The organism is Paraburkholderia sp. DHOC27 (assembly GCF_003429005.1).
In the GTDB taxonomy this organism is placed as follows: Bacteria; Pseudomonadota; Gammaproteobacteria; order Burkholderiales; family Burkholderiaceae; genus Paraburkholderia.
Window position 1 is genome coordinate 1,303,488 of record NZ_QVQV01000001.1, and the last position, 22,802, is coordinate 1,326,289.

Consider the following 22,802-nt stretch of genomic DNA (forward strand, 5'->3'; position numbering starts at 1 on the left):
GGGATGGCGCACCGTGTTGCAGCGGAATCTACCGGTAGCGCACGGCTCCGACTAGCCGCGCCACAGAATGAGCGACATGCAGGATTGGGATAAATGATGGGTCGATGCGGCCACGAGCGGAGGCATTCTTTCGAATCTGGAATAGGCCACATCCTTTTTTCGGGCTATCTGAAGCACGCGGCAATCTCTACATTCCCCTTCAACGCAACGCGTCAGCCCCGGTCTCCGGTGCTCAACTTACTCTTGAAGGAAGAATCATGGACAAGCTGTTCAACCCGATCAAGGTTGGTGCATTCGATCTCAAACACCGTGTCGTGCTTGCGCCGATGACGCGCCTCCGTACGATTCAGCCCGGTGATATTCCGAGCCCGATGATGGCGGACTTCTACGGTCAGCGCGCCTCGTTGGGTGGCCTCGAGATCATCGAGGCGGCCAGCATTTCGGTGCACGCCCGTTCGTACCTCGGTGCTGCGAGCCTCTATCACGACGGCCAGCACGAAGGCTGGAAGGCCATCGCCGATGCGATTCACGCGCGAGGCGGCGTGGCGATTCTGCAGTTGATTCACGGCGGCCGCCAAAGCCACGTGGAAATGACGGGTGGTCTCGATCCGGTGGCGCCGTCTGTGGTGCCGTTCGAAGGCGTGGCGCTGACGAAGGATGGCTTCGTGCCGGCGTCGCCGCATCGGGCGCTGGCCATCGAAGAAATTGCGGACATCGTGGAAGACTTCCGCGTCGCCGCAGTGCGGGCCAAAAAGGCGGGCTTCGATGGCGTCGAGCTGCACGGCGCCAACGGCTACCTCGTCGATCAGTTCATCCAGGACGGCACGAACCAGCGCACCGACGCGTATGGCGGCTCGCTCGAGAAGCGCGTGCGCTTCATGCGCGAGGCACTGGAAGCGCTGATCTCGGTGTATGGCGCGGACCGCGTGGGCGTGCGGATTTCGCCGTCGGGCGAATGGGGTGGCATCTCGGACAGCAACCCGGAAGCGACCTTCAGCTATGTGGCGCAAGTGCTGGACTCATACGGGATTGCGTACCTGCACGTCATCGAACCGCGCATCAAGGGCGACGACACGCTGCATGAAGGCCATCCGACGGTCGCGGTGAACTATCTGCGTCCGCATTTCTCTGGTCCGATCATCGCCGCTGGTGGCTTCGATCGCGAAAGCGCGATCAGCGTAGTCGAATCGGGCAACGCCGATCTGGTCGCGTTCGGGCGGCACTTCTCGTCGAATCCGGATCTGCCGCTGCGTCTGAAGCACGACCTGCCGTTGACGCCGTATGTGCGGGCCGCGTTCTGGGGCGGCTCGGAACAGAACTACTCCGACTTCCCGACGTATGCGGAGCAGCAGGCCGTTGCGGCTCGATCCGAGGACGAGGCCGACGTCGACGCGGTTTGAGTGGACCGGTGCTGAGACAACCGCACGCTGCCGTGGCGCGGTGTGCGGTTGGAGGATTGCGAAGCGAAGGGGACGCGGCTGGCATGCCAGCCGCGATACAACCGGCCACGCAACCCGCATGTGGGCAGGAATGAATCCAGAACTTATCAGGTTCGCTCAGTCGCCATAAAGGAACTCGCCGAACCCAGCGCCTAGATTGAGGTTGCGCCGGTGCGTCCGCCGGTGCGTCGTTACGCCGGTGCGTCGTTGCATCGCGGCGACTCATCCTGCTCTGGAATGGGCGATATGCCAATGCGCACCTGCACCGCGCGCTGCGCAATGGCTACAGTCCACTGCAACGCTCGGCTTCAGGCGATGGTTCCACGTCTCAACCTCTACAGGAAAAGATCATGGCTCACTTGTTTTCTCCGGTCACGCTCGGCGCTTACACGCTGTCCCATCGCGTCGTTCTCGCGCCGATGACACGCCTGCGTACCATCCAGCCGGGCGACATCCCCAGCCCGATGATGGCGGACTTCTATGGTCAGCGGGCGTCGGAGGGCGGGCTCGAGATCATCGAGGGTGTCAGCATTTCCATCGTGGGCCGCTCGTATTACGGCGCGGCGAGCTTCTTCGACGATTCGCAAACCGCGGGCTGGAAGACGATTGCCGAGGCCATTCATGCGAAGGGCGGCCGGGTGTTCATGCAGTTGATCCACGGCGGACGCCAAAGCCATGTAGAGATGACAGGCGGCGTCGCGCCGGTCGCGCCTTCGGTGATGCCCTTCGAAGGCGTGGCCGTGACGAAGGACGGTTTCGTGCCGGCATCTCCGCACCGCGCGCTCGACATCGAGGAAATCCCCGGCATCGTCGAGGAATTTCGCGTGGCGGCGCAGCGCGCCAAAGACGCTGGCTTCGACGGCGTGGAGTTGCACGGTGCGAATGGTTATCTGGTCGACCAGTTCATTCAGGACGGCACCAACCAGCGAACCGACCGCTATGGCGGGTCGGTTGAAAATCGCGTCCGTTTCCTGCGCGAGACGGTAGAGGCGCTCATTTCAGTGTGGGGCGCGGACCGGGTTGGCGTGCGCATCTCGCCGTCCGGAGAATGGGGCGGCATCTCCGATAGCGACCCCGAAGCCACCTTTACGCATGTGGCCAAGGTTCTCAACGAGTACGGAATCGCCTATCTTCATGTGATAGAGCCGCGCGTGAAGGGCGACGACACACTGCACGAAGGTCATGCGCCGGTGGCGGTGAAGTATGTGCGCCCGTCGTTCAAAGGGCCGATCATCGCAGCGGGTGGATTCGACGGTGATAGCGCGGAGGCGATCATCGCGTCCGGCGACGCTGATCTCGTGGCGTTTGCGCGGCACTTCACGTCGAATCCGGATTTGCCGTACCGTCTCAAGCACAAGCTGCCGCTTGCGCCTTACGTTCGGGCTGCCTTTTGGGGCGGCACCGAAAAACACTACTCGGACTTCCCGGCGTACGACACCGCGAAATCCGCTTAACCCCTAGCGGCGTTTCGAATACGCCCGATACAGGAGAGCTTAATGTCACGCGTCATTCAATTCAGCAAGGCCGGTGCACCCGAAGTGCTTCAGTTTATCGAGGCGCCCGAGCGTGCGCTCGGCGACGACGAAGTGCGTATCAAGGTCAAGGCCATCGGCATCAACCGAGCCGAAGCCATGTGGCGCACCGACGTCTACATCGAACCGGTGAAATTCCCCGCTGGCCTCGGCTATGAGGCCGCCGGGACTGTCGAGGCCGTCGGCTCGGGCATCGTGGACGTCGCCGTGGGTGACGCGGTCAGCGTGATCCCGTCGTTTTCGATGAACCAGTATGGGACGTATGGCGAAGTCATCACGGTGCCGGGCTACGCGGTGGTGAAGCACCCGCCGTCGCTGTCGTTCGTGGATGCGGCCTCGGTGTGGATGATGTTCGTCACCGCCTACGGCGCATTGGTCGAAGACGCCAAGGTCGGCAAGGGCGATTTCGTGATCGTCCCCGCGGCGTCCAGCAGTGTAGGTCTCGCCGCGATTCAGATTGCCAACTATGCGGGCGCGACCTCCATCGCGCTGACCCGGACGTCAGCCAAGAAAGGCAAGCTGATCGAAGCAGGCGCGGCGCATGTGATCGCAACCGACGAAGTGGATTTCGTGGCTGAAGTGATGCGTATCACGGACGGCAAAGGTGCACGGATTGCCTTCGATCCGATTGGCGGACCGAACTTCCCACGGCTGATTTCGGCGCTGTCGTTCCAGGGCGCCGCGTATATCTACGGCGCGCTGGCCGAAGGCGAGACACCCATTCCGGTGCTGGACATGATCGCCAAAATGGCGAGCGTGAAAGCGCACAACATCTGGCTCACCAGCGGCGACGAAACCCGCCGTAAGGCAGCGGTCGAATACGTGACGAAGGGCCTCGCGAGCGGGGCGCTCAAGCCGATCATCGACCGTGTCTTCAAGTTCGACGAAATGATCGAGGTGCATCGTTACCTCGAAGAGAACGGTCAGTTCGGCAAGATCGTCGTGACCGTATAGCCGCAAGGCAATAAAAGCGTCCGACGCGTGCGCTGGCACGACGTCGGACGCCATCGCGGCCGTTCTTGCCGCAACGTTTGGAACGACCCGCAACGTCGGGCTTTTCGAGGATCAACATCATGCCATTAGCGTTACTCGCATTGACGATAGGCGCCTTTGCCATTGGGACTACTGAATTTGTGATTGTGGGTCTCGTGCCGACTATCGCACAGAGTCTGCATGTCGGGTTGCCGTCCGCCGGCATGCTGGTGAGCTTTTATGCACTGGGCGTAGCCATTGGCGCGCCGGTTCTGACCGCCATCACGGGGCGGGTGCCGCGCAAGATCCTGCTCGTATCGTTGATGGCGCTGTTCACGCTCGCCAATCTGCTGGCTTGGCGGGCGCCCGGCTACGAAACGCTGGTGGTGGCGCGCGTGCTTAGCGGTTTCGCTCACGGCGTGTTTTTCTCCGTGGGTTCAGTCATCGCCACGCGTCTCGTGCCTAAAGAGAAAGCGGCGAGTGCTATTGCCACCATGTTCAGCGGCTTGACGGTCGCGTTCGTCACGGGCGTGCCACTCGGCACGATCGTCGGCCAGCATTTCGGCTGGCGCACCACCTTCCTCGTTGTCGCAGCGTTTGGTCTCGTCGCGTTGATTGGCGCGCTGGCGTTCGTGCCGCGCAATATCGAACAGGCGCCGCCCACGAGCATGCGCCGCCAGGCCGAACTGTTTTCCAAACCGCGCTTGCTGCTGGTGTTTGCCATCACAGCGATTGGCTATGGCGGCTCGCTCGTCGCGTTCACCTATCTGGCGCCCATTCTCGAACAGGTGGCCGGGTTCAGTCCGGCGGTCGTGGGTGCGGTCTTGCTGGTGTATGGCGCTTCGGTCGCGGTGGGGAATTTCTTTGGCGGCAGACTGGCGGACCGGCATGGCGCGGTCACTGCGCTCAAGATCATCTTCAGCATCCTCGCGGGCGTGTTGTTGCTGCTGGATTTGACGGCGCACAGCAAGCTGTTCGTGCTGTTCACCGTGCTGGCGTGGGGCGCGGTGGCATTCGGCAATGTGCCGGCCTTGCAGGTGTATGTCGTCAAACAGGCGGAACGGTTCGCGCCTCACGCGGTGGGCGTGGCCTCCGGCATGAACATCGCGGCGTTCAATCTCGGGGTTGCCGGTGGGGCGTCCGCAGGCGGGCTCATCGTCACGCACATGGGGCTGCTGGATACACCGTGGATCGGCGCTGTGGCCGTGCTCGCCGCGCTGGGTCTGACCATCTTGAGCGGCCGGCTTGACGCTCGCGCGGAAGCAACGGAACGTGCGGACAAAGCGGCGCTCGTTGCGGGCTGCTGCGGGTAACCCGTGGACAAACTCGCGCAGCAAACCTGCCCCGAAGCAACATTCGCTTCACTCGGAAATACACGCTTCCGCAAATGCAGCGAACTGCCGGGCCTTTGAACTGGCCATTCGCCCGGTGGGATACACCGCGGAGAGATTGACGGTGGGCAGGAGCCAGTCATCCAGCACCGAGATCACCGCGCCGGACTTCAGCTCCGGCGTGAACGCCCATTCTGAGGTGATGGTCAGGCCCATGTTCGAGATCACGGCGGCGCGAATGCCTTCGGTCGCGGTGATCTTCACACGCCCCTGCAGTTTCACCGACATCTCCGCGGTGGCCTTGCGGAAGGTCCAGTCTTCGCCGCCGCCGTCACGCGTATAGATGACGGCCCGATGGCCCAGCAGGTCAGAGGGCACTTTCGGCATGCCATGCTTGCTGAAATATTCGGGTGTGCCAATCACACGCCGGCGTGCCTCGCCGAGCCTGCGCGCCGTCATGTTGGAATCGGCCAGCGCACCCATGCGCAGCGCGATATCCACGCCTTCATCCACGAGGTCGATGTTGCGGTCGTCGAGCATCATCTCGACATTCAGATTGGGATGCTGCTCCAGAAACTCGTGCAGACGCGGCACGATATGCAGCCGTGCGAAACAGACCGCCGCTGACACACGCAGCTTGCCCGACAGTGCGTTCGCCGTACCACGCGCGGCCATGACGGCCTCGTCTGCCTCGTCGATGGCACGGCGCGCGCGCTGATAGAAGCTGGCGCCCGCCTCGGTGGGTGTCAGTGCACGGGTGGAGCGTAGCAATAGTTTGACGCCCAGCCATTCTTCGAGCTGCGCGACCGCTTTCGATACCGCAGGCTGTCCGATGTTTTGATGTCGTGCGGCGGCAGAGAAGGAGCCGGCATCTACAACGCGAACGAAAATGTCCATCGCCGCAAGGCGATCCATCGCGATCCTCCGGTGGAATAAGTGTTATCCGATTTTGCTCCTTTTTTGCCGATCGCGAAATGACTACAGTGTCGTTGACGATGCTTTATCTGCGTAGCGAGCGACCATGTCCAATGCACGAAGTGATACACCCCAGAGTGCCGACCCGATCGATCCCATTGCAGAACTAACCATTGCTGCTTCGGAGCGAGCCGCGTCGCAAGCACTGCGAGCCGGTGCGCGCGCGCCGCTGTTCACACTGAGCACATTCGACGCCAAACAGATCGCGCTTGAGGACGTGCTGGAAGACGGGCCCGTGATTCTGCAGTTCCGTCGGGGAAGCTGGTGTACTTACGGGCAGGATGGGGCGAATGAACTGGCGCTCGCGCATCGCGACGTGCTGGCGCTGGGCGCGAGCGTGCTCGCCATCGAACCGCCGTGCAAGTTCTCGCCAACGAACGACACCTCGTCGATTCCGGTGCTGCTGGATGTGGACATGAGGGCGAGCCGGGCCTACGGACTCGCTTTCGAGCTGCCCGTGAGTCTGCGGGAACGCTACACGCGGCTAGGGTACGTGCCGCCGCGCGACGGCAAACCGGAAACGTGGCTGGTGCCGTTGCCGGCCACCTATCTGCTCGATCGCGACGGCGTCATCGTGCTGTCCTTCATCGACGTGGACTACCGCAACCATTGTGGCGGTGAGCAGATTCTCGATGCCTTGAAGGCGTTGAACACGCGACGCCCGACGCAACCGCACGGCCGACACGCCGCCCCTTAAGAGAAGTTCGCTTTGGTCGTAGCGGCGTTCTGTTCGGGCCGGTGATGCGCGTGCGCATCCGCGGCGGAGGCATCGCGACGGGTTTGCGTGGACGCAGGTGAGGGTGCCTGCATGCGTGCCTGGGTTTGCCTTGGCGCCGGCCGAGTCTGCGCGGCTCGAGCGGCTTGCGGAGCCGGGTGACGTGGCTGCGGTGTCTGCGGATTGGCAGCCGCCGCATGCGACGACGGATGAGCGTGATCCACATGCCCCATTGCGCTTACGCGCTGCGGGTGTGGTTGATTCGCGTGGAGCGTGTGCGGCACGGCTGCATGCACGGGATGCGACGGCGCCATCGAACGCAGATTTTCGCGGCGATGATAGATCTCCGCGCGCCGGTCGCCGTGTCCGTAGAAATGACGATGACGGTGGCCGTCCGGTCCAGTTACCCAGATATAGGTACTGCCGCCCACGAACACGATATCGCTGATGGCGGCGGCCGAGATATAGATGTCGTTGGGTTCCGGCACGACCTGTTCCACCACGACCGGCCTTGCGGCGACCGGCGCGCGGGGTGGAGGCGGCGCGACTACAACCACGTTGCTTCGAACGGGAGGCGGATTCGCCTGGGATGTGACCGGCCGTGGGCCGCTCGTCACGCAGCCGTACAGACAGAACGCAGTCGTGATTCCGACGATGGATGTAGCCCGCCTCGTATGTTTCAAATGCCGCTCCGTATTCCGACCTGGATGTTGTTGTGTCGGGATATCGGCGGATTGAAAGGAAACTTTAATCGGCGCGGCAGGACATCACGTCCAGGGTGTGCAAGCGGCCAGGGAAGTTGACGCCAATCAGTCGTGCGCCGCAGAATGCGACCTGTCCACACTCTGGTCAGGGTCACGCCATGTCTCAAGTCGGGCATACCGGGCATGCCGCCCAGGAGGCACAAGCGACGCAAGCGGTGCAAGAGGCGCAAGAGGCGCAAGAGGCGCAAGAGGCGCAAGCGGCGCAAGCGGCGCAATCCGCGCACGCGGAACATGGACTGCCGGAGCGCTGCCCGAATTGTGCCGCGCTGGTGCATGGCCCGTATTGCGCACAATGTGGACAACAGGTGGAGCTGGAAATGCCCACGGTGCGCGAGTTCCTGCATGAGTACCTGCATCATCACGTGGCGGCCGAAGGCAAGCTGTTCGCTACGCTCAAGCTGCTCATCCTCAGGCCGGGGCAACTCACGGTTGAATTCCTCGTTGGCCGGCGGCAGCGCTACGTCAAGCCGCTGTCGCTCTATCTGACCTTGAGCTTTGTGTTTTTCCTGCTGCTGAGCTGGTCCGGCACGTTGACGCCAGCGCGCATGCTTCGTATCGACAATCAGCCCGTCGCGCATCCGGCACAGACCATCGCGGCGCTGGCGGCGTCCGAGACCGATCCCGACGCACGGAAGGTGCTCAACGCAACGGCTTCGTTCACGAGTCAGCTGTTCGACCCCGTCAGATTCGCGGCCTTCAGCGAGCATTTGCTGCAACGCCTGCCTTATGCGTTGTTCGTCTTGATGCCGGTGTTCGCCGCCATGTGCGCGTGGGTGTATCGAAGCAGACGGCAGACGTATGGGGTGCACCTGCTGTTCACGCTACATCTGCACGCCTTCATTTTCGTGCTGTTTCTGCTGTGCCTGCTGCCGGGCGTGCGCTCATACGCGGGCTATGCGCTCGTGCTGTTGTTTGCGTATCTGGTTGCCGCGCTCAGACGCGTGCACGGCGGGCGCTGGTGGCCCCAGTTCGCCCGTTCGCTGTTACTGGCCGGCGCCTATGCGGTGATATGCAGTGTGGCGCTCAGCCTCGTGACCCTGATGTCGGCGGATGTCCACGTTCGCCTTTTCTGAAGAGAGGCGGCGGGCTTTTTTAGTCATGCCAACGTTAAAGAGACGTCACATGGCGGGATCGAGCCGAGCTTGTTCACCACGAACAAGCTTGTGCCTGACGCGCAGTGAACCGTCCTCGGCTCTCTCGATGAAGCGCCCTAATCAGAACTTGTGCCGGATACCCACACGAACGGCCAACTGCGAATCCGCGCCCGCTGCCGGCAGATAGCTGCTGGCACTCGAACCAATCTGTGCCTGCAGGTCAGCATTCTTCGCCGTCTTGCCCGCTGCGTCCTGGTAGATACCGAGCAGGTACACGTCGGTGCGCTTGCTCAGCGCGTAGTCGACGCTGGCGTCGACCTGGTTCCAGTGACCGTTGGTTAGATCCCTGGCCTGCATGTATGTGTAGCCCAAGGCGCCCGTCAGTGCCGGCGTGAACGCGTACTTGCTACCGGCTTCATACGCGTTGAACGTGGTCATGTGACCTGTGACCTGCTCGATGTCCGTGTGCGTCCACAGGGCCCACAGCGTAGCTGCGCCGATCGCGTACTTGGCGCCGACACCGGTCGTGGCCAACTCCTTCGCCGTACCCGTGATCGCTGCGTTGGCGAGCGTCGTCGAGAACGTCGGCGATGCCGAACCCGGGAAGCGGATGTCCGTGTACGCTGCGGCGATACCCAGCGGGCCGTTCACGTAGTTAAGGCCGAAGCTGTATGCCGACGACGAACCGGTCGTGCCCGGCGCGCCTGCGAACGAGCCAGCCTGGTTCGAGAAGCCGTACATGGCACCGAACGTCAGACCGTAGAAGTTCGCGCTGTTGAACTTGATCGAGTTGTTGATACGGCTCGACGTCAACTGGTCGATATCGTTGATGTGATAGCCGTAGTTACCAGCAACCGTCTGGCCACCGTTGGTGTACGAGCCGCCCAGGTAGTCGGTCGAGAACGAGTATTGACGACCGAGCGTCAGGGAGCCGATGCCGTCCTTCGTCAGACCCACATAAGCTTGACGGCCGAACAGATCACCGCCTTGACCGGCTGCGCCCGTACCCGAGTTAAAGCCGTTTTCCAACGTGAAGATTGCCTTCAGGCCGCCACCGAGATCTTCGGCACCGCGCAGACCCCAACGGCTACCTTGAGAGACGCCGTCGCCGTACTGATACAGGCTTTGTGCCTTGGCGTTGGCGTGATTCACATACGTGATGCCCGCGTCGATCAAACCGTACAGCGTCACGCTGCTTTGTGCATGAGCCGCACTGGCGAAACCCGCCAGCAAGGCGGTGGTGAAGATTTTTTTGTTCAAGAGAGAGTCCCCGATTGGATGAAGGCGATGACGTGGCCGTTTTATGTGCACGCTGATATTGCGGGTCACGTCACTGCCCAGGATTGCGCATGATAAGGAGGAACGAAAAGCGCGCTATCTAACGCTTTTTCACATCGTTATCGGCATTTGTGTGTTGACACGCGCAAGTGCCGCACGCCCGCGTGGGGGCGTCATGTGCAGATTTGCATATCTCTATTCATCGTTTTGCAGGGACGCCGCGCGTGGCTAACATGCAACGCTTCAGCGACTCGCGCGAAATCTCTCATCATGTCCAGCGTTGTTGTTGCGTCGACCGAAGTCGATGCCCAAACCAGAGCGAAAAGAGGCGCACATCCCCTTGTGATTCGTTCTGCTCAAGACGTCTCGCGGATCGTGAACGCGGGAGCGGCGAAGGGAAGCAATGCGCGCGTCGTCATCGCCATCGCACTGGGCGGCGTGTTTCTGGATGCGTACGACCTGACTTCGCTGGCGTACGGCATCAAGGACATCGCGCGCCAGTTTGCGTTGTCACCCGTGCAGGTGGGGTTCGTCTCTTCCGCGATCACGTTTGGTGCGATTCTCGGCGCGCTGTTTGGCGGTTATCTGACTGATCGCATTGGACGCTATCGTGTCTTCATGGCCGACATGCTGTTCTTCGTCGTCGCGGCCATTGCCGCCGGGCTCGCGCCGAATGCATGGGTGCTGGGCGGTGCGCGCTTTCTGATGGGCTTCGGGGTGGGGCTCGATTTGCCGGTGGCGATGGCGTTTCTCGCCGAGTTTTCGCGCGTGGCCGGCAAGGGCAACAAGGCCGCGAGCGTGGCCGCCTGGTGTCCCGCATGGTATGCGGCCACCAGCACGTGCTATCTGTTGATTCTCGGTTTGTACGCGGTCCTGCCTGCACACCAGCTTGGCTGGCTGTGGCGGCTGACGCTCGCATTCGGCGCGGTGCCTGCCATCGTCATCATTCTGGTGCGCAGCCGCTATATCAGCGAATCGCCGGTGTGGGCGGCCAATCAGGGTGACCTCCACGAGGCCGCGCGTATTCTCAAACGCTCGTATGGCGTGGATGCCGTGGTCGAACAGGGCAACGCGTCCGGCGACCAGCCAGGCAGTGCGCCGCGCGCTGCGTCATGGCGTAATTTCGGCGTGCTGTTCAACCGGACCTACCGCAATCGTACGATTCTCGCCGCGGTGATCGGCAGCGCTTCTTCCTTCGGTTACAACGCAATCGTGTTCGGCCTGCCGGTGATCATCACCAGCTTTTTCCATCAGGGCCCCCTCACCACCATCATCGCGGCGCTCGCGCTGAATCTCGTGTTTGCCTTCGTCGGAGGATTGATTGGCGTGCGCACCGCGCCGACGGTCGGCGCATGGAAGATGACCGTGCTCGGGCATTCGCTGCAATTCGTCTCGCTGATCGGGCTCGCGCTGATCGGCAAACCGGGTAGCGGGTCACTCGTCGTATTCGCCATCCTGCTGCTGGGCGGCTATCTGTTCGGGCAAGGCTTCGGACCCGGCTCGCATTCGATGACCTACGCCACGCTCAGCTATCCCACTTCGTTGCGAGGAATCGGCGTGGGCTTCAACCAGACGCTCACGCGTTCCGCGTCCACTGTTTCGCTGTTTCTGTTTCCGGTGCTGGCCGCGGCGCTCGGGACCAAAGTGTTCTGGGTGATCGCCATTGCGCCGCTGACTGCGCTGCTCGTGCTATTGGCCATCCGCTGGGAACCCTCGGGTTATGACATCGATGCAGAGGACTACGCAGAACATCGCAGCATGCGAAGCGCGGCGCACTAGCAATCTCCGCGGATAACTCGCATGATGGCGCGGATGCGTTGCGCCACGTTCCGGCTCACGTCGCGAAGCCGGATGCGCGAGGAGGTTGCAAATGAAGACCTGTCTTCCGACGAAACGCCGCGCGTTTCGCGCTTCCGTGGCCGTGCTGTCTGGCTGCCTGACCCTGTGGTCCAGCATGACCTACGCGCAGACGATCGGGACGGGCGCGCCCTATCCGGTCGGGATGACACAACTCGAATATGTCGACCCCGCACCGGGCCATCGTGCTCTTGCGCTCACGTTGTTCTATCCGGCGGTGCCGCAGGCAAGCTCGTCCGCGCCGCTGCGCATGCCGTTCTTTACCAATCTGCATCTCTACCGTGACGCCGATATCGTCGCGGACAGCGTGAAACGTCCCCTTGTGATGTTCTCGCACGGGCATGGCAGCAATGGTCTTTACTACGCATGGTTTGCAGAATATCTGGCGTCGCGCGGCTATATCGTGGCGACGCTCTATCACTACCGCGCGAATACCTACGACGTGAGCATCATGTACACGCGTAGCAAGCTCTGGCAACGGCCGCTCGACATCAGCAAGGACATCACGTTCCTCGAAAACGACAGGCGCTGGGGTCCGCATATTGATCCAGACCGGATTGGCGTGGCCGGTCATTCGCAGGGTGGCTTCACGTCGCTGTGGATTGGCGGCGCAACCGTGAACGAAGAAAAGTACCGCAGCTACCTGCGCCGCTGGAAAAATGATCCGCTGATACCGGCCTCGCTGCGTAAAGACCTGCCGCTCGATCCCTCGCCGGCGCTCAAGGTCCACGATAGCCGTATCAAGGCGGCGTTTGCGATGGCACCCGGCGATCTACCAGGCTTCGGCATGGACGAGGCCGGTTTGCAGCAGTTGAAAGTGCCGGCCTACATCATCGTTGGCGCGCGGGACACTCAGGCGCCGGCCAAGGACAATGCCGAGTTTGCAGCCCGTTACGCACCCAACGCCCATCTTGATGTGCTGCCAGGTGCCGTCGATCACGAGATTTTCGTCAACGAATGCGATCAGGACGGCCGGGATACGTGGCCGGAAGCGTGCATCGACGCAGCAGGCGTGGATCGTGCTCAGCTACATGAATACATCGGTAACGCAGCGCTAAAGTTTTTCGATGCGAATCTACATGTGCAGTGAGCTAACTCGTGTCGGCTCGTGCGCTGCGTGACAGGATGTGTCGTAAATCTGAGCGGGTGGGACCCTCTTTCCCGCCAAAGCCTCCGTGTTGTCCGCCATTTCGTCAGCCGATCGTAAACGGCAATGTTTGGCACAGCAATCAGGCCGGATAATCGTTCAAACGGTACCCGATAAACGGGCCCGCTCGATTGTGAAGGGGAGACACATGAAAGGCCTGGCTCGTATCAATGTGGTTCTGACGTGGCTCGCCGTCGCAATGTTCGTGGGATGCAGCGGCGGCGGTGGAGGAGGCGGCAGCGGGGCCGATAGCAGCAGTGGCGCGTCCGCGGGCTCCGGAACGAGTTCGGGTTCGGGTTCGTCCGGCAGCGGCTCCGGTTCTACCTCGGGCTCAACTTCAGGCTCGACCTCGGGTTCAACCTCAGGTTCAACGTCAGGTTCGACCACCGGTTCAACCTCGGGCACAGGCACCTCCGGCTCAGGCACTACCACCGGTTCCGGCACGGGAACCGGCTCGACCACGGGCAGCGGTTCAGGCTCCGCCGCGACTCCGGTTGACGTCGCCACGTATCACAACGACATTGGGCGCACCGGCCAGCAACTCGCTGAGACCCAGCTCACGCTCGCCAACGTCAATGCAACGACGTTCGGCAAACTCGGCTTCGATACCGTGGATGGCAAGGTCGATGCCGAGCCCCTCTATCTGGCCAAGGTGACGGTGGGCGGCGCGGTGCATAACGTGCTGTACGTCGCAACGGAAGCCGACAGCGTCTACGCCTTCGACGCCGACTCCGGCACCCAGTTGTGGAAAGTCTCGACCATCGGCAGCGGCGAGACCACTAGCGACGACATGGGTTGCTTCCAGATCACGCCGCAGATCGGCATTACCTCGACGCCGGTGATCGACCGTACGCGCGGCCCGAATGGCGCGATCTACGTGGTGGCGATGACCAAGGACAGCTCCGGCGGCTATCACCACCGCATTCACGCGCTCGATATCACCACGGGCGCGGAATTGTTCGGCGGCCCGACCGAGGTCGCGGCAACCTACCCAGGGTCCGGTCCATACAGCAACAATGGCCAGGTGACGTTCAATCCTTCGCAATACGCGGAACGTCAATCGCTGCTGTTGTTGAATGGCCAGATCTACACCGGCTGGACCTCGCATTGCGATAACGGTCAATACAACGGCTGGGTGATCGCCTACAACGCAAGCACGCTCAAGCAAAGCAGCGTGCTCAATCTCACGCCGAACGGCACCGAAGGTTCGATCTGGATGAGCGGTGCGGGCATGGCCTCGGATGGCCAGTCCATCTATTTCCTCGACGCCAACGGCACCTTCGATACCACGCTCAATTCAAGCGGCAATCCCACGGCAGGCGACTACGGCAATTCGTTCATCAAGCTGAATACGGCCAGCGGGCTTGCGGTGGGCGATTACTTTGCCATGTCCAATACTGCCGCCGAATCGCAGGCTGACGAGGACCTCGGCTCCGGCGGTGCACTGGTGCTGCCGGATCTCGCCGACAGCGGCGGCACGGTCCATCATCTTTCGCTCGGCGCGGGCAAGGACGCGATCATCTACGTGGTGAACCGCGATTCGATGGGCAAGTTCAGTTCGAGCGGCAACAACATCTACCAGCAGATCAACGGTCAGCTCGGCGGACCTGAGTTCGGCATGCCCGCGTACTTCAACAATACGGTGTACTTCGGCGCGATTGGCGACAGCATCAAGGCTTTCAGCCTCGCCAATGCACAACTGGCCAGCACGCCGGTCAGTCACACACCGGGTACCTTCGGCGCGCCTGGCTCGACGCCGAGCATCTCCGCGAACGGTTCGTCGAACGGCATCCTGTGGGCTGTCGAAAACGGCACGATCGCCGTGCTGCACGCGTACAACGCCGCTAATCTCGCCTCCGAGATCTACAACAGCAATCAGGCGGCCAATGCGCGCGATCAGGTGGGGCAGGGCAACAAGTTCATCACGCCGATGATCGCCAACGGCAAGGTGTATGTAGGAACCGCCACGGGCGTCGCGGTGTTCGGCCTGTTGTCAGGAAGTTAGGGATGCCAGGTTGAGGTCAGCCATGCTGGCTCAGCCTGAGTTCCGGAGTACGCGCCTCTCGCGACGCAAGGACGGCGGGCATGGCCGCGATGGAGTCGATCAGCCCATCGCTCGCCAGCGCCGCCGGTCCACCCGGACCGGCATAGCCATATTTGACGATGAACACCGGCAGCCCGGCGGCGCGGGCGGCCGTCACATCCACTGGCGAATCGCCCACCAGCACGCTGCGATGCGGGTCCACGTCCAGTAGCCGGCAGGCATGCCAGAGCGGTTCGGGAGCGGGCTTCATGTGTGCGATCGAATCGCCTGCCACCAGCACGTCGAGGTAGTGGGACAGGTCGCTCGTCAACAGAAGCTGCGCGGCCAGTGCCTGCGGTTTGTTGGTGACGCAGGCAAGCCGGTACCCCAGCCGTTGCAGTTCGCCAAGGCCTTCCGCCACCTGCGGAAACACCCGGCCAAGACGACCATTGGTCTGCGCATAGTGGCGCTGGAACAGGTCGAGCGCGTGTGCAGCGTCGATCTGCCTGTCCAGACCGGCGGCTGCGAGTGAGCGCTGCACCAGGTTGGGCACGCCCCGGCCGATAAAACCGCTGACGGTGGCGAACGGCAGGCGCGGAGCGCTCAACGCGTCGAGCATCCGGTTGACGGCCTCGACGATGTCCGGTGCGGTGTCGATCATCGTGCCATCCAGATCGATCAGGACACCATGGTTTCGCAAAGGCAACGGGCTGGATTGGCTCGGCATGGTCATACCCGTTCGGTGGACGCGTGTCGATGCCACTGTCGCAAGGTGGCGAGATCGACCCAACCCTTCTGTTGATCGGGCACGGGTGAGTTAATGGGCGCATCGGGCGCATCGGGCGCATGCGGTTCACCCAGATGCGGCAGCACCGCCAGCGCGCCGGAGAAATCGTCCTGCGCTGTATACGCGGTCGGCGTGACGACGGTGGGCACGCCCGCCGCGCGTGCGGCGCGCAATCCGTTCGCGGAGTCTTCGAAGGCAATGCAGTCCGCGCCTTGCAGGCCGAGCCGATGCAGCACGTCGAGGTAGACATCGGGCGCGGGCTTTTTCGCTTGCGTCGTGCTGGCGTCGCAGATCGCGGCGAAGCGGCTACGCCAGCCCGAGCCAAACGGCGGGCGCAACAGCGCGTCCAGATTGGCTGGCGTGGTGGTCGTGGCGATGGCGACCGGAAGCGCGGCCGCCTGGGCTTCGGCGATCAGACGCGCCACGCCGGGTCGCAGCGGCAAACCACTCTCGCTCACATGAGCGGCGTAGTGCCGGGTTTTGATGGCGTGGATCGCGTCGATCACCTCCTTCACGCAGGCGCCGTTGGCTTCGTCCAGATCGGCGACGCGCCAGTAGTGCAGCAGGCGCTCCTTGCCGCCCGCCACCTCAAGCAGACGCGTGTAGAGCGCCTCGTCCCAGAACCAGTCGAGACCCGCCTCCGCGAACGCCGCGTTGAAAGCCTGTCGATGCGCGGTTTCGGTATCCGCGAGCGTGCCGTCGACATCGAAGATCAGCGCCTGCATGTCCAGTCCTCAGTGAGTTCGTGTCGCCACGGTAAGGCTGACAATAGCGGAAGCGCACACCGGTTTGAACTCAGAGATTCTTTGGACTCCGATAAGACATCCTTTAAGTGGGCGTGACGGTGCGTTACGGCTTTGCTTGCAGCTGCGTGACGAAGCCGATTTTCGTCAGGCCGCCAGCCTGCGCGGCCGACATGACATCGGCGACACGCTCGTACGCCACCTTTCGGTCGGCCCGCAGATGCAGTTCAGGCTGCGGATTCAGGCGCGCGGCCGCGGCAATCCGGGCGCGCAATTCATCATCCGACACGGCGTGACCGTCCCACAGAATCGCACCGTCGGCCTCCACGGCGACGTCAAGATGCGCGGGTTTGAGGTTATCCGGCTGACTGCTCGCATGCGGGAGATCGATTTTCAGCGCGTGCTGCATGGCGGGAATGGTGACGAGAAAAATGATGAGCAATACCAGCATCACATCGACGAGGGGCGTCATGTTGATTTCGTTCATCAGGCCGCTGTCGTCGTCATCGGAAAACGGCGTCATTGCCATTTGAGTGTCCCTCCGTCGTGCGCGGCGTCACCGCTTTCGCCGCTGCTGCCTGATTCGGTACGAGGCACGCCACGCGCGACCACGCGCAGGTCGGCACCACCGCTCGACGGTAATTGCGAGCCCGTGACGAAATACGCATGCAGGCCGTGTGCGAAGCGTCTCAAGCGCGCCACGATGGACTTGTTGGCGCGCGTCAGGCCGTTGTAGCCGAGCACGGCGGGGATCGCCACGAACAGGCCGAAGGCGGTCATGATCAGCGACTCGCCCACCGGACCCGCTACGTGATCGATGGTGGTCTGGCCGGTTTCACCAATCACGATGAGCGCATGGTAGATGCCCCATACGGTGCCGAACAGGCCCACGAACGGCGCGGTGCTGCCTATCGACGCGAGCACCGCGAGGCCGCTTTGCATGCGGGCGATGGCGTCGTCCATCGTGTCCTGCAAGCGGCGCGTGATCCAGTCGGACACGTCGATACGGTCGTGCAGGTGCGGCTGGGTTTGCCGATGATGCGTGGCCGCTTCCGCGCCGGCCAGTGCCAGCGCGAGCAGCGGATTGTCGCGTTGAGTCGTGCCGGAAGCACTGAATCCAGCGGAGCCGCCGGACGCGCCGGCGCCAAGACTTCTCAGACCATCTTCGAAACGATCCGCGCGCCAGAACTGCGCTTCGGCCTGACGGCTCACACGCTTGATCCGCATGACGCTGTAGAACTTCACGAGCATCACGGTCCACGAGAGGACCGACATGACCAGCAAGGTGCAGAGGATGCCACGCGTGACGAAATCCCCGGTTTCCCAGACATTGGCGAGGCCGTAGTGTTGCATGGCGATTCCTTTGGCTCGCAACGAGCCTAGTTGCTCAATCCGAACACGAACGACTGCGAATACGCGGCGCGCACCGCTGCGCCGTTTTCGCGGTACGGTTGACAGACGCCCGCGTGGATGGCCGCGAGGGCGGCGTCGTCGAGCCGCGCAAAGCCGCTGCTCTTTTCCAGTTGCGCGCTTTCGATATGGCCGCTCAAGCCGACCACGAATCGCACGATGGCCGTGCCGCTTTCGTTGCGGCGCTGCGAAAGGTCGGGATAGTCCGGCTTCGGGATATCGCAGTCGACATGTGCTACGTTTTTCGGCGCAACGGAAACCGGTGCGGCGCGTTCTGCGGGGGTGGCGGTCGCCACGGGGGAGGACGCGGCAGCAACGGGTGGCGCGGTGGATGCGGGGGTTGTTTCCTGCGATGGGAGTGCCAACGGCGAGGGTGTGGGGGCAATCGCAACACGAGGCGCATGCGTGGTTGCCACGCGCGGTTGCTTCACGTGAGGTTGCGGCGCAGGATTGGTTCGCACCGGCGCGGGCTTTGCAGCGGCGGCCTCGGGCGCGGCCACGGCAGGCACAGCGGGCGCAGCAGGCACATCATGCGTGACGGGCGCCGGCTCATCCCTCAACAGCGCGGCCACGATGGTCGTCGCTTCGACCGTCCGCTCGACGGTCCTGTCCCGCGCCGTCAGCAACCACGCGAGCAGCACCACATGCCCGGCTATTACGATACCGAGCGTGATGCCGAGGGTGACACCGATACGCCGCCGGGCCGCATCGAATGTACCGTGTCCAGTTGTCGCCATCGCAAACTGCTGCATGATGGTCGAGGCCTCGCAGTGGCCACCTCCACGGCCATTTTCCGCCTGTGCGCGGCGCTTGCGTACGGCCGCGGAGCTACCCAGCCCAATTCGGGAAAATCTCCCGTCCGATGTCCGTTGTCAAACAACACTCCAATGGGCTACTTTGCTTGGATGACGCGAATGTTCGCGGCGTGGCGATTCCACTACGGAGTACAACAATGCTGGAGACAAACAATCCTGTTGCCGCAGCGCGGCGGTCCTTGCCCCGTGCTTTCACCACCACCGTGACCGCGAAAACGGCGAGCGCCCTCACCGCGATCGCGTTCGCCGCGAGCACGGCCTGGGCGGCCACGCCGACGGCCTATGTGACGAGCGAGAAAGCAGGGGTGGGCGTGATCGATCTGGGCCAGATGACGCTGACGAAGACCTTTCCCGTTGGCGCCGACGGTCCGCGCGGCCTGAGCCTGAATGCGGACGGCACACGTCTGCTGGTGGCCAACAAGAATACCGGCGACATGGCGGTGATCGACACGGCCTCAGGCGAGGTCGTGCAGCGGGTCAAGATTGGCCAGAATCCGGAATATGTGCGGGTGCACAACGGCTACGCCTACGTGACTTACGAACCCGGCGAAGAGGGCGGCCCACCGGCGGCAAAGGGCGCGGCCCCCGGAAGCGGCGCCAATGCCGACAAGGGCGGGGACAAAGCGGCCGGCGGCAAACCAGGCGGCGACGACGATGACGCCAGCAAACCACCCGCGGAAATTGCCATCATCGACATGAAGACGTGGCACGTCATCCGTTCGGTGACGAGCGGCCACGAAACCGAGGGCATCGAATTTTCGCGTGACGGCAAGGAGATTCTCGTCACCAACGAAGGCGACGACACGGTCTCGGTCTACCAGTCCCGCACCGGCACGCCGGTCAGAACCGTGAAGCTCACGCCAGGCGGTCGCCCGCGCGGCATCCGGCTCTCGCCTGACGGCAAGGACTATATCGTCACGCTCGAATCGCTCAGCAAGTTCGTGGTGATCGACGCACACACCTTCCAGGTCACCAAAACCGTCGACACCAAACTCGGACCATACGGCGTCGCGTTTGGGCCGCACGGCAAGCGGCTCTTCGTCGCCGCGTCGCGCGACAAGACCATTCAGGTGTTCGACGGCCACAGCTACGAGCATGTCGCGGACGTGCCGGTCGGCGCGCGCTGCTGGCATTTCAGCTTCACACCGGACGGCTCCAAGCTGCTGGTGGCCTGCGGGCGTTCCGACGCCGTGTATGTGCTCGACGCGGAGAACTTTCAATCCATCAAGCAGATTGGCGATCTACCGCTGGCCTGGGGCATCGTCACCTATCCGCATAGCGACGGCACGATCGAATCGCACTGAGCGTGTCGTCATTGTTCGTGCCGTCGTGGTTCGTACTGCGCTACTTCCACGCGTAGTGCAGGCCCACCAGGAAGCCGCGCGGCGCGCCCGGTCCGACGAACTGCTCGTTGGTCGGGTTGTCGCCGTCGAAGGTATGGTTCGGACCGTTGAAGAAATTCTCGCCGAGCACGCCGAAGCTTTCGTACTGCTTGTTCAGCAGGTTCGAAATGGTGGCGAAGATCTGTAGCTGTTTGGTCACCTGGAACGAGCTGTCCAGGTCGATCAGGAAATAGCCCGCAATCTTGCCGTTCACGTCCTGGTTGTTTTCGTCGCCCTGCGCGTAGATGCCGCCGCGCCAGGTGAGGTTGGTGCCGATGTTCCAGCGTGACATGGGCGCGTAATCGAGCCGCAGCTTGACGGTGTTGGCGGGAATCCCCGGAATGTGGTCGCCGGATTTCACGGTGATGTTGCCGTTGGCGTCCGCGCTCGAATTGCTCGGACTGCTTTCCACCCACGTAGAACGATAGGTGGCATCCACATAGCTATAGCTGGCGGTGATGCCCACCGGGCCAATCTGGCTGTGCCCTGCCATTTCGACACCCTGACGGCGGGTCTGGCCGACGTTCTGGAAATAGCCCTGGGTACTCGTTGCGCTGCTGATGAACTCGATATCGTTGTCGAGGTTGGTGGTGTACGCCGCCGCGCTCCACGTCAGCAGATTGCCGTAGTTGCCGCGCGCGCCGATTTCGAAGGTCTTGGAAATGACCGGTTTCAGCGCCGGGTCCGCGACGAAATCGTTTGGCAGCGAGCAGGGCGCGGCCGGATCGGCGCAGGTCAGCTCGATCGCGGTCGGCGTGCGCATGCCTTCGTTGTAGGTCGCATAGGCGGTGAAGTTCTTGACCGGATTCCAGTTGATGCCCACCGCCGGATTGAAGCGCGAGAACGTATCGTGGCCGTCGAGTTGGGGCTGCTGGCCGCTTTCGTCGCCGATATCGGCCACCGCCCAGTTGTAGCGTCCGGCGAAGGTCAGCGCCCATTGCTGGGTGATGGTGAGCGTGTCGGTGAAGTAGACGCCGTAGTTGCCGTCGTGGGTGCGGGCGTTGGTTTGCTGCTCGAAGTCGCCTATGCCGATGGTCGCGCGGGTCGGCGTGAAAAACGCGTCCTGCTCGGATTCCGTGTAATGCGAGTTGGCCAGGTCGGCGGCCACGCCTGCGACGAACTGGTTCTTCATGCCGAAGAGTTGACCCAGCAACGTGAGTTGCAGGCTGGCGCCGTAACTGTCGGTGGAAACGGTGGATTTCGCGTTGGTGGCCTGTAACGTATCCACCGTGCCATCCGGATTCAACGAGCCGTAGTCCGTGTTGTTGTTGCTGCTGATATTGGTGTTGAGGAACTGCCGGTAATAGATGTTGCCGCTCAGTTCGACGTGATCGTTGAAGAAGTGATCGCCGGAAAGCGTCGCATACCCCACACTGTTTTCGTTTTGATCCGGAAACGTATAGGGTTGCTTAGGATTGTAGAGAAACGAACGGGGAATGGTCTGCGTGCCCTGCAGATCGTTGTCCGCGCCGCCCGCGGAGAATGAAATCGTGGTGTCCGCGTCGGTGTAGCGCAGCTTGCCGAAGGCCTGGCGCAGACGGCTCGGATTACGTTCGGCCCAGCCGTCGTCGTTTTGTGCGTCGGCGGTCACGTAGTAATCGAGGTTGTCGCCAATCGTGCCGCCCTGTTCCACCTGCGCGGTTTTGCGGCCCCACGAGCCCGCCGTCACTTCCGCTTCGCCGCCCGGATCCGAGCGGCCATTCTTGGTGGTGATGGAGATGGCGCCGCCGAGTGTGTTGAGGCCATAGGTCGGGTTCGAGCCCGGAATCAACTGGATCGTGTCCACCGCCTGCTGCGGAAACAGGTCCCAGTTCACCACATCGCCAAACGGTTCGTTCACGCGCACGCCGTCGACGAACACCGAAAGACCCTGCGGTGTGCCGAGCAGCGGCGAGGCCGTGAAGCCGCGGTAGTTGATGTTGATCTGGTAGGGGTTGCCCTGGGCGTCGGAGATGTCGACGCTCGGCAGGTTCTTGGCGAAGTAGTCGATCAGGGTGCTGCGATGCTGCTGATCGATGTCGTGCGCGCGGACAGTCTGCACGTTGGCCGGCACCTGCGATAGCGGCGTGCCGATGCCGAGCAGCGGCGTGGTGCCGACCACGACGATCGGCGCCAGCGTCACGGCGTTGTTGGCCGCGCTGTTGCCCGCGCTGGTCCCTGAAGCGCCAGCCGGCGCACTCGACGATGCCGCCGCAGACGAGGCGCCCACCGCGGGCGTCGCGGTATCGGCCTGCGCCCAGGCCGCGACCGACAGGCTCGCGAGCGCACCGCCAAAGCAGAGCGTGAGCCCGGCGCGCCGCCGGAAACGAGGCAGGCTCGATGGCTGAGGTTTGCGGCGCAAGCGGGAAGGCCGGTTCATCGTTTTGTCTCCTGCCGGATCGACGTTATTTTCGTTAGCGCAGCAGCGCAATGGCACGACGCGGTACATGGCGCTTTCTTTCGGTGTATGTAAAGCTTCGCATACGCGGCCGCGCGCGACCCGGGAGCTTTTCCCGATCTCCAGGGGAAGCGTTCCCAAACGCGCCGTCGGCAGGCGTG

19 protein-coding genes are annotated in these 22,802 nt (G+C 62.7%); 10 read left to right on the forward strand and 9 right to left on the reverse strand.

The genetic code is table 11. From position 1 onward, the window contains the following. Positions 1 to 257: 257 nt before the first annotated feature. From D0B32_RS05715 to D0B32_RS05730, 4 genes are all read left to right on the forward strand, one after another. Positions 258 to 1,400: an alkene reductase gene (locus D0B32_RS05715; protein WP_117332670.1), complete on the forward strand. Its 1,143-nt coding sequence runs from the start codon at positions 258 to 260 to the stop codon at positions 1,398 to 1,400. Positions 1,401 to 1,789: 389 nt separating this feature from the next. Continuing rightward, positions 1,790 to 2,893: an alkene reductase gene (locus D0B32_RS05720; RefSeq protein WP_117332671.1), complete on the forward strand. Its 1,104-nt coding sequence runs from the start codon at positions 1,790 to 1,792 to the stop codon at positions 2,891 to 2,893. Between the two features lie 42 nt (positions 2,894 to 2,935). Further along, entirely contained in the window at positions 2,936 to 3,925 is a 990-nt protein-coding gene (locus tag D0B32_RS05725) for a zinc-dependent alcohol dehydrogenase family protein (protein ID WP_117332672.1), read from the forward strand. Between the two features lie 119 nt (positions 3,926 to 4,044). Further along, positions 4,045 to 5,256: an MFS transporter gene (locus tag D0B32_RS05730; RefSeq protein WP_117332673.1), complete on the forward strand. Its 1,212-nt coding sequence runs from the start codon at positions 4,045 to 4,047 to the stop codon at positions 5,254 to 5,256. 48 nt (positions 5,257 to 5,304) lie between these two features. Here the strand turns inward: D0B32_RS05730 and D0B32_RS05735 are convergent, their stop codons facing one another. Continuing rightward, on the reverse strand, positions 5,305 to 6,189 hold the full coding sequence (locus tag D0B32_RS05735; protein WP_117332674.1) for a LysR family transcriptional regulator: 885 nt from the start codon (positions 6,187 to 6,189) through the stop codon (positions 5,305 to 5,307). Between the two features lie 106 nt (positions 6,190 to 6,295). On the opposite strand from D0B32_RS05735, the gene D0B32_RS05740 reads away from it, so the two are divergent. Next, complete coding sequence (locus D0B32_RS05740) at positions 6,296 to 6,946, forward strand: peroxiredoxin-like family protein (protein WP_117332675.1); 651 nt, start codon at positions 6,296 to 6,298, stop codon at positions 6,944 to 6,946. Here D0B32_RS05740 and D0B32_RS05745 read toward each other — a convergent pair. After that, positions 6,943 to 7,452 carry a hypothetical protein gene (locus tag D0B32_RS05745; RefSeq protein ID WP_147329499.1) on the reverse strand — a complete coding sequence of 170 codons (510 nt, stop codon included), beginning with the start codon at positions 7,450 to 7,452 and terminating at the stop codon, positions 6,943 to 6,945. The two genes, D0B32_RS05740 and D0B32_RS05745, sit on opposite strands and share 4 nt — an antisense overlap. Before the next feature lie 374 nt (positions 7,453 to 7,826). On the opposite strand from D0B32_RS05745, the gene D0B32_RS05755 reads away from it, so the two are divergent. Next, on the forward strand, positions 7,827 to 8,801 hold the full coding sequence (locus D0B32_RS05755) for a DUF3667 domain-containing protein (RefSeq protein ID WP_181969723.1): 975 nt from the start codon (positions 7,827 to 7,829) through the stop codon (positions 8,799 to 8,801). Between the two features lie 141 nt (positions 8,802 to 8,942). On the opposite strand, the gene D0B32_RS05760 is transcribed toward D0B32_RS05755, so the two are convergent. Further along, positions 8,943 to 10,082 (reverse strand): porin, encoded by a 1,140-nt coding sequence (locus D0B32_RS05760; RefSeq protein WP_117332679.1) that lies wholly within the window; start codon positions 10,080 to 10,082, stop codon positions 8,943 to 8,945. Positions 10,083 to 10,370: 288 nt separating this feature from the next. Here D0B32_RS05760 and D0B32_RS05765 point away from each other — a divergent pair, with 288 nt between their 5' ends. From D0B32_RS05765 to D0B32_RS05775, 3 genes are all read left to right on the forward strand, one after another. Beyond that, on the forward strand, positions 10,371 to 11,879 hold the full coding sequence (locus tag D0B32_RS05765; protein ID WP_117332680.1) for an MFS transporter: 1,509 nt from the start codon (positions 10,371 to 10,373) through the stop codon (positions 11,877 to 11,879). A gap of 91 nt (positions 11,880 to 11,970) precedes the next feature. After that, on the forward strand, positions 11,971 to 13,047 hold the full coding sequence (locus tag D0B32_RS05770) for a lipoprotein signal peptide (RefSeq protein WP_117332681.1): 1,077 nt from the start codon (positions 11,971 to 11,973) through the stop codon (positions 13,045 to 13,047). A gap of 205 nt (positions 13,048 to 13,252) precedes the next feature. After that, a complete protein-coding gene (locus D0B32_RS05775) occupies positions 13,253 to 15,109 on the forward strand; it encodes a PQQ-binding-like beta-propeller repeat protein (RefSeq protein ID WP_117332682.1) in 1,857 nt (618 codons plus the stop codon). Between the two features lie 16 nt (positions 15,110 to 15,125). Here the strand turns inward: D0B32_RS05775 and gph are convergent, their stop codons facing one another. The 5 genes from gph to D0B32_RS05800 all read right to left on the reverse strand — a co-directional run bounded on the left by gph (position 15,126) and on the right by D0B32_RS05800 (position 18,804). Further along, positions 15,126 to 15,860 (reverse strand): phosphoglycolate phosphatase, encoded by a 735-nt coding sequence (gene gph / locus D0B32_RS05780; protein ID WP_259294890.1) that lies wholly within the window; start codon positions 15,858 to 15,860, stop codon positions 15,126 to 15,128. Next, entirely contained in the window at positions 15,857 to 16,639 is a 783-nt protein-coding gene (locus D0B32_RS05785; RefSeq protein ID WP_117332683.1) for an HAD family hydrolase, read from the reverse strand. Before D0B32_RS05785 ends, gph begins: the two co-directional genes overlap by 4 nt. Before the next feature lie 124 nt (positions 16,640 to 16,763). Continuing rightward, positions 16,764 to 17,186 (reverse strand): biopolymer transporter ExbD, encoded by a 423-nt coding sequence (locus D0B32_RS05790; protein WP_117332684.1) that lies wholly within the window; start codon positions 17,184 to 17,186, stop codon positions 16,764 to 16,766. Continuing rightward, entirely contained in the window at positions 17,177 to 18,010 is an 834-nt protein-coding gene (locus D0B32_RS05795) for a MotA/TolQ/ExbB proton channel family protein (RefSeq protein ID WP_117332685.1), read from the reverse strand. Before D0B32_RS05795 ends, D0B32_RS05790 begins: the two co-directional genes overlap by 10 nt. A 26-nt stretch (positions 18,011 to 18,036) precedes the next feature. After that, positions 18,037 to 18,804, reverse strand: coding sequence for a TonB family protein (locus tag D0B32_RS05800; protein ID WP_181969724.1), 768 nt, complete (start codon positions 18,802 to 18,804; stop codon positions 18,037 to 18,039). Between the two features lie 215 nt (positions 18,805 to 19,019). Between D0B32_RS05800 and D0B32_RS05805 the strand changes: the two genes are divergently transcribed. After that, a complete protein-coding gene (locus tag D0B32_RS05805; RefSeq protein WP_117332687.1) occupies positions 19,020 to 20,186 on the forward strand; it encodes a beta-propeller fold lactonase family protein in 1,167 nt (388 codons plus the stop codon). A gap of 40 nt (positions 20,187 to 20,226) precedes the next feature. Here the strand turns inward: D0B32_RS05805 and D0B32_RS05810 are convergent, their stop codons facing one another. Continuing rightward, positions 20,227 to 22,623, reverse strand: a complete 2,397-nt coding sequence (locus D0B32_RS05810) for a TonB-dependent receptor (RefSeq protein ID WP_117332688.1) — start codon at positions 22,621 to 22,623, stop codon at positions 20,227 to 20,229. Positions 22,624 to 22,802 lie beyond the last annotated feature (179 nt).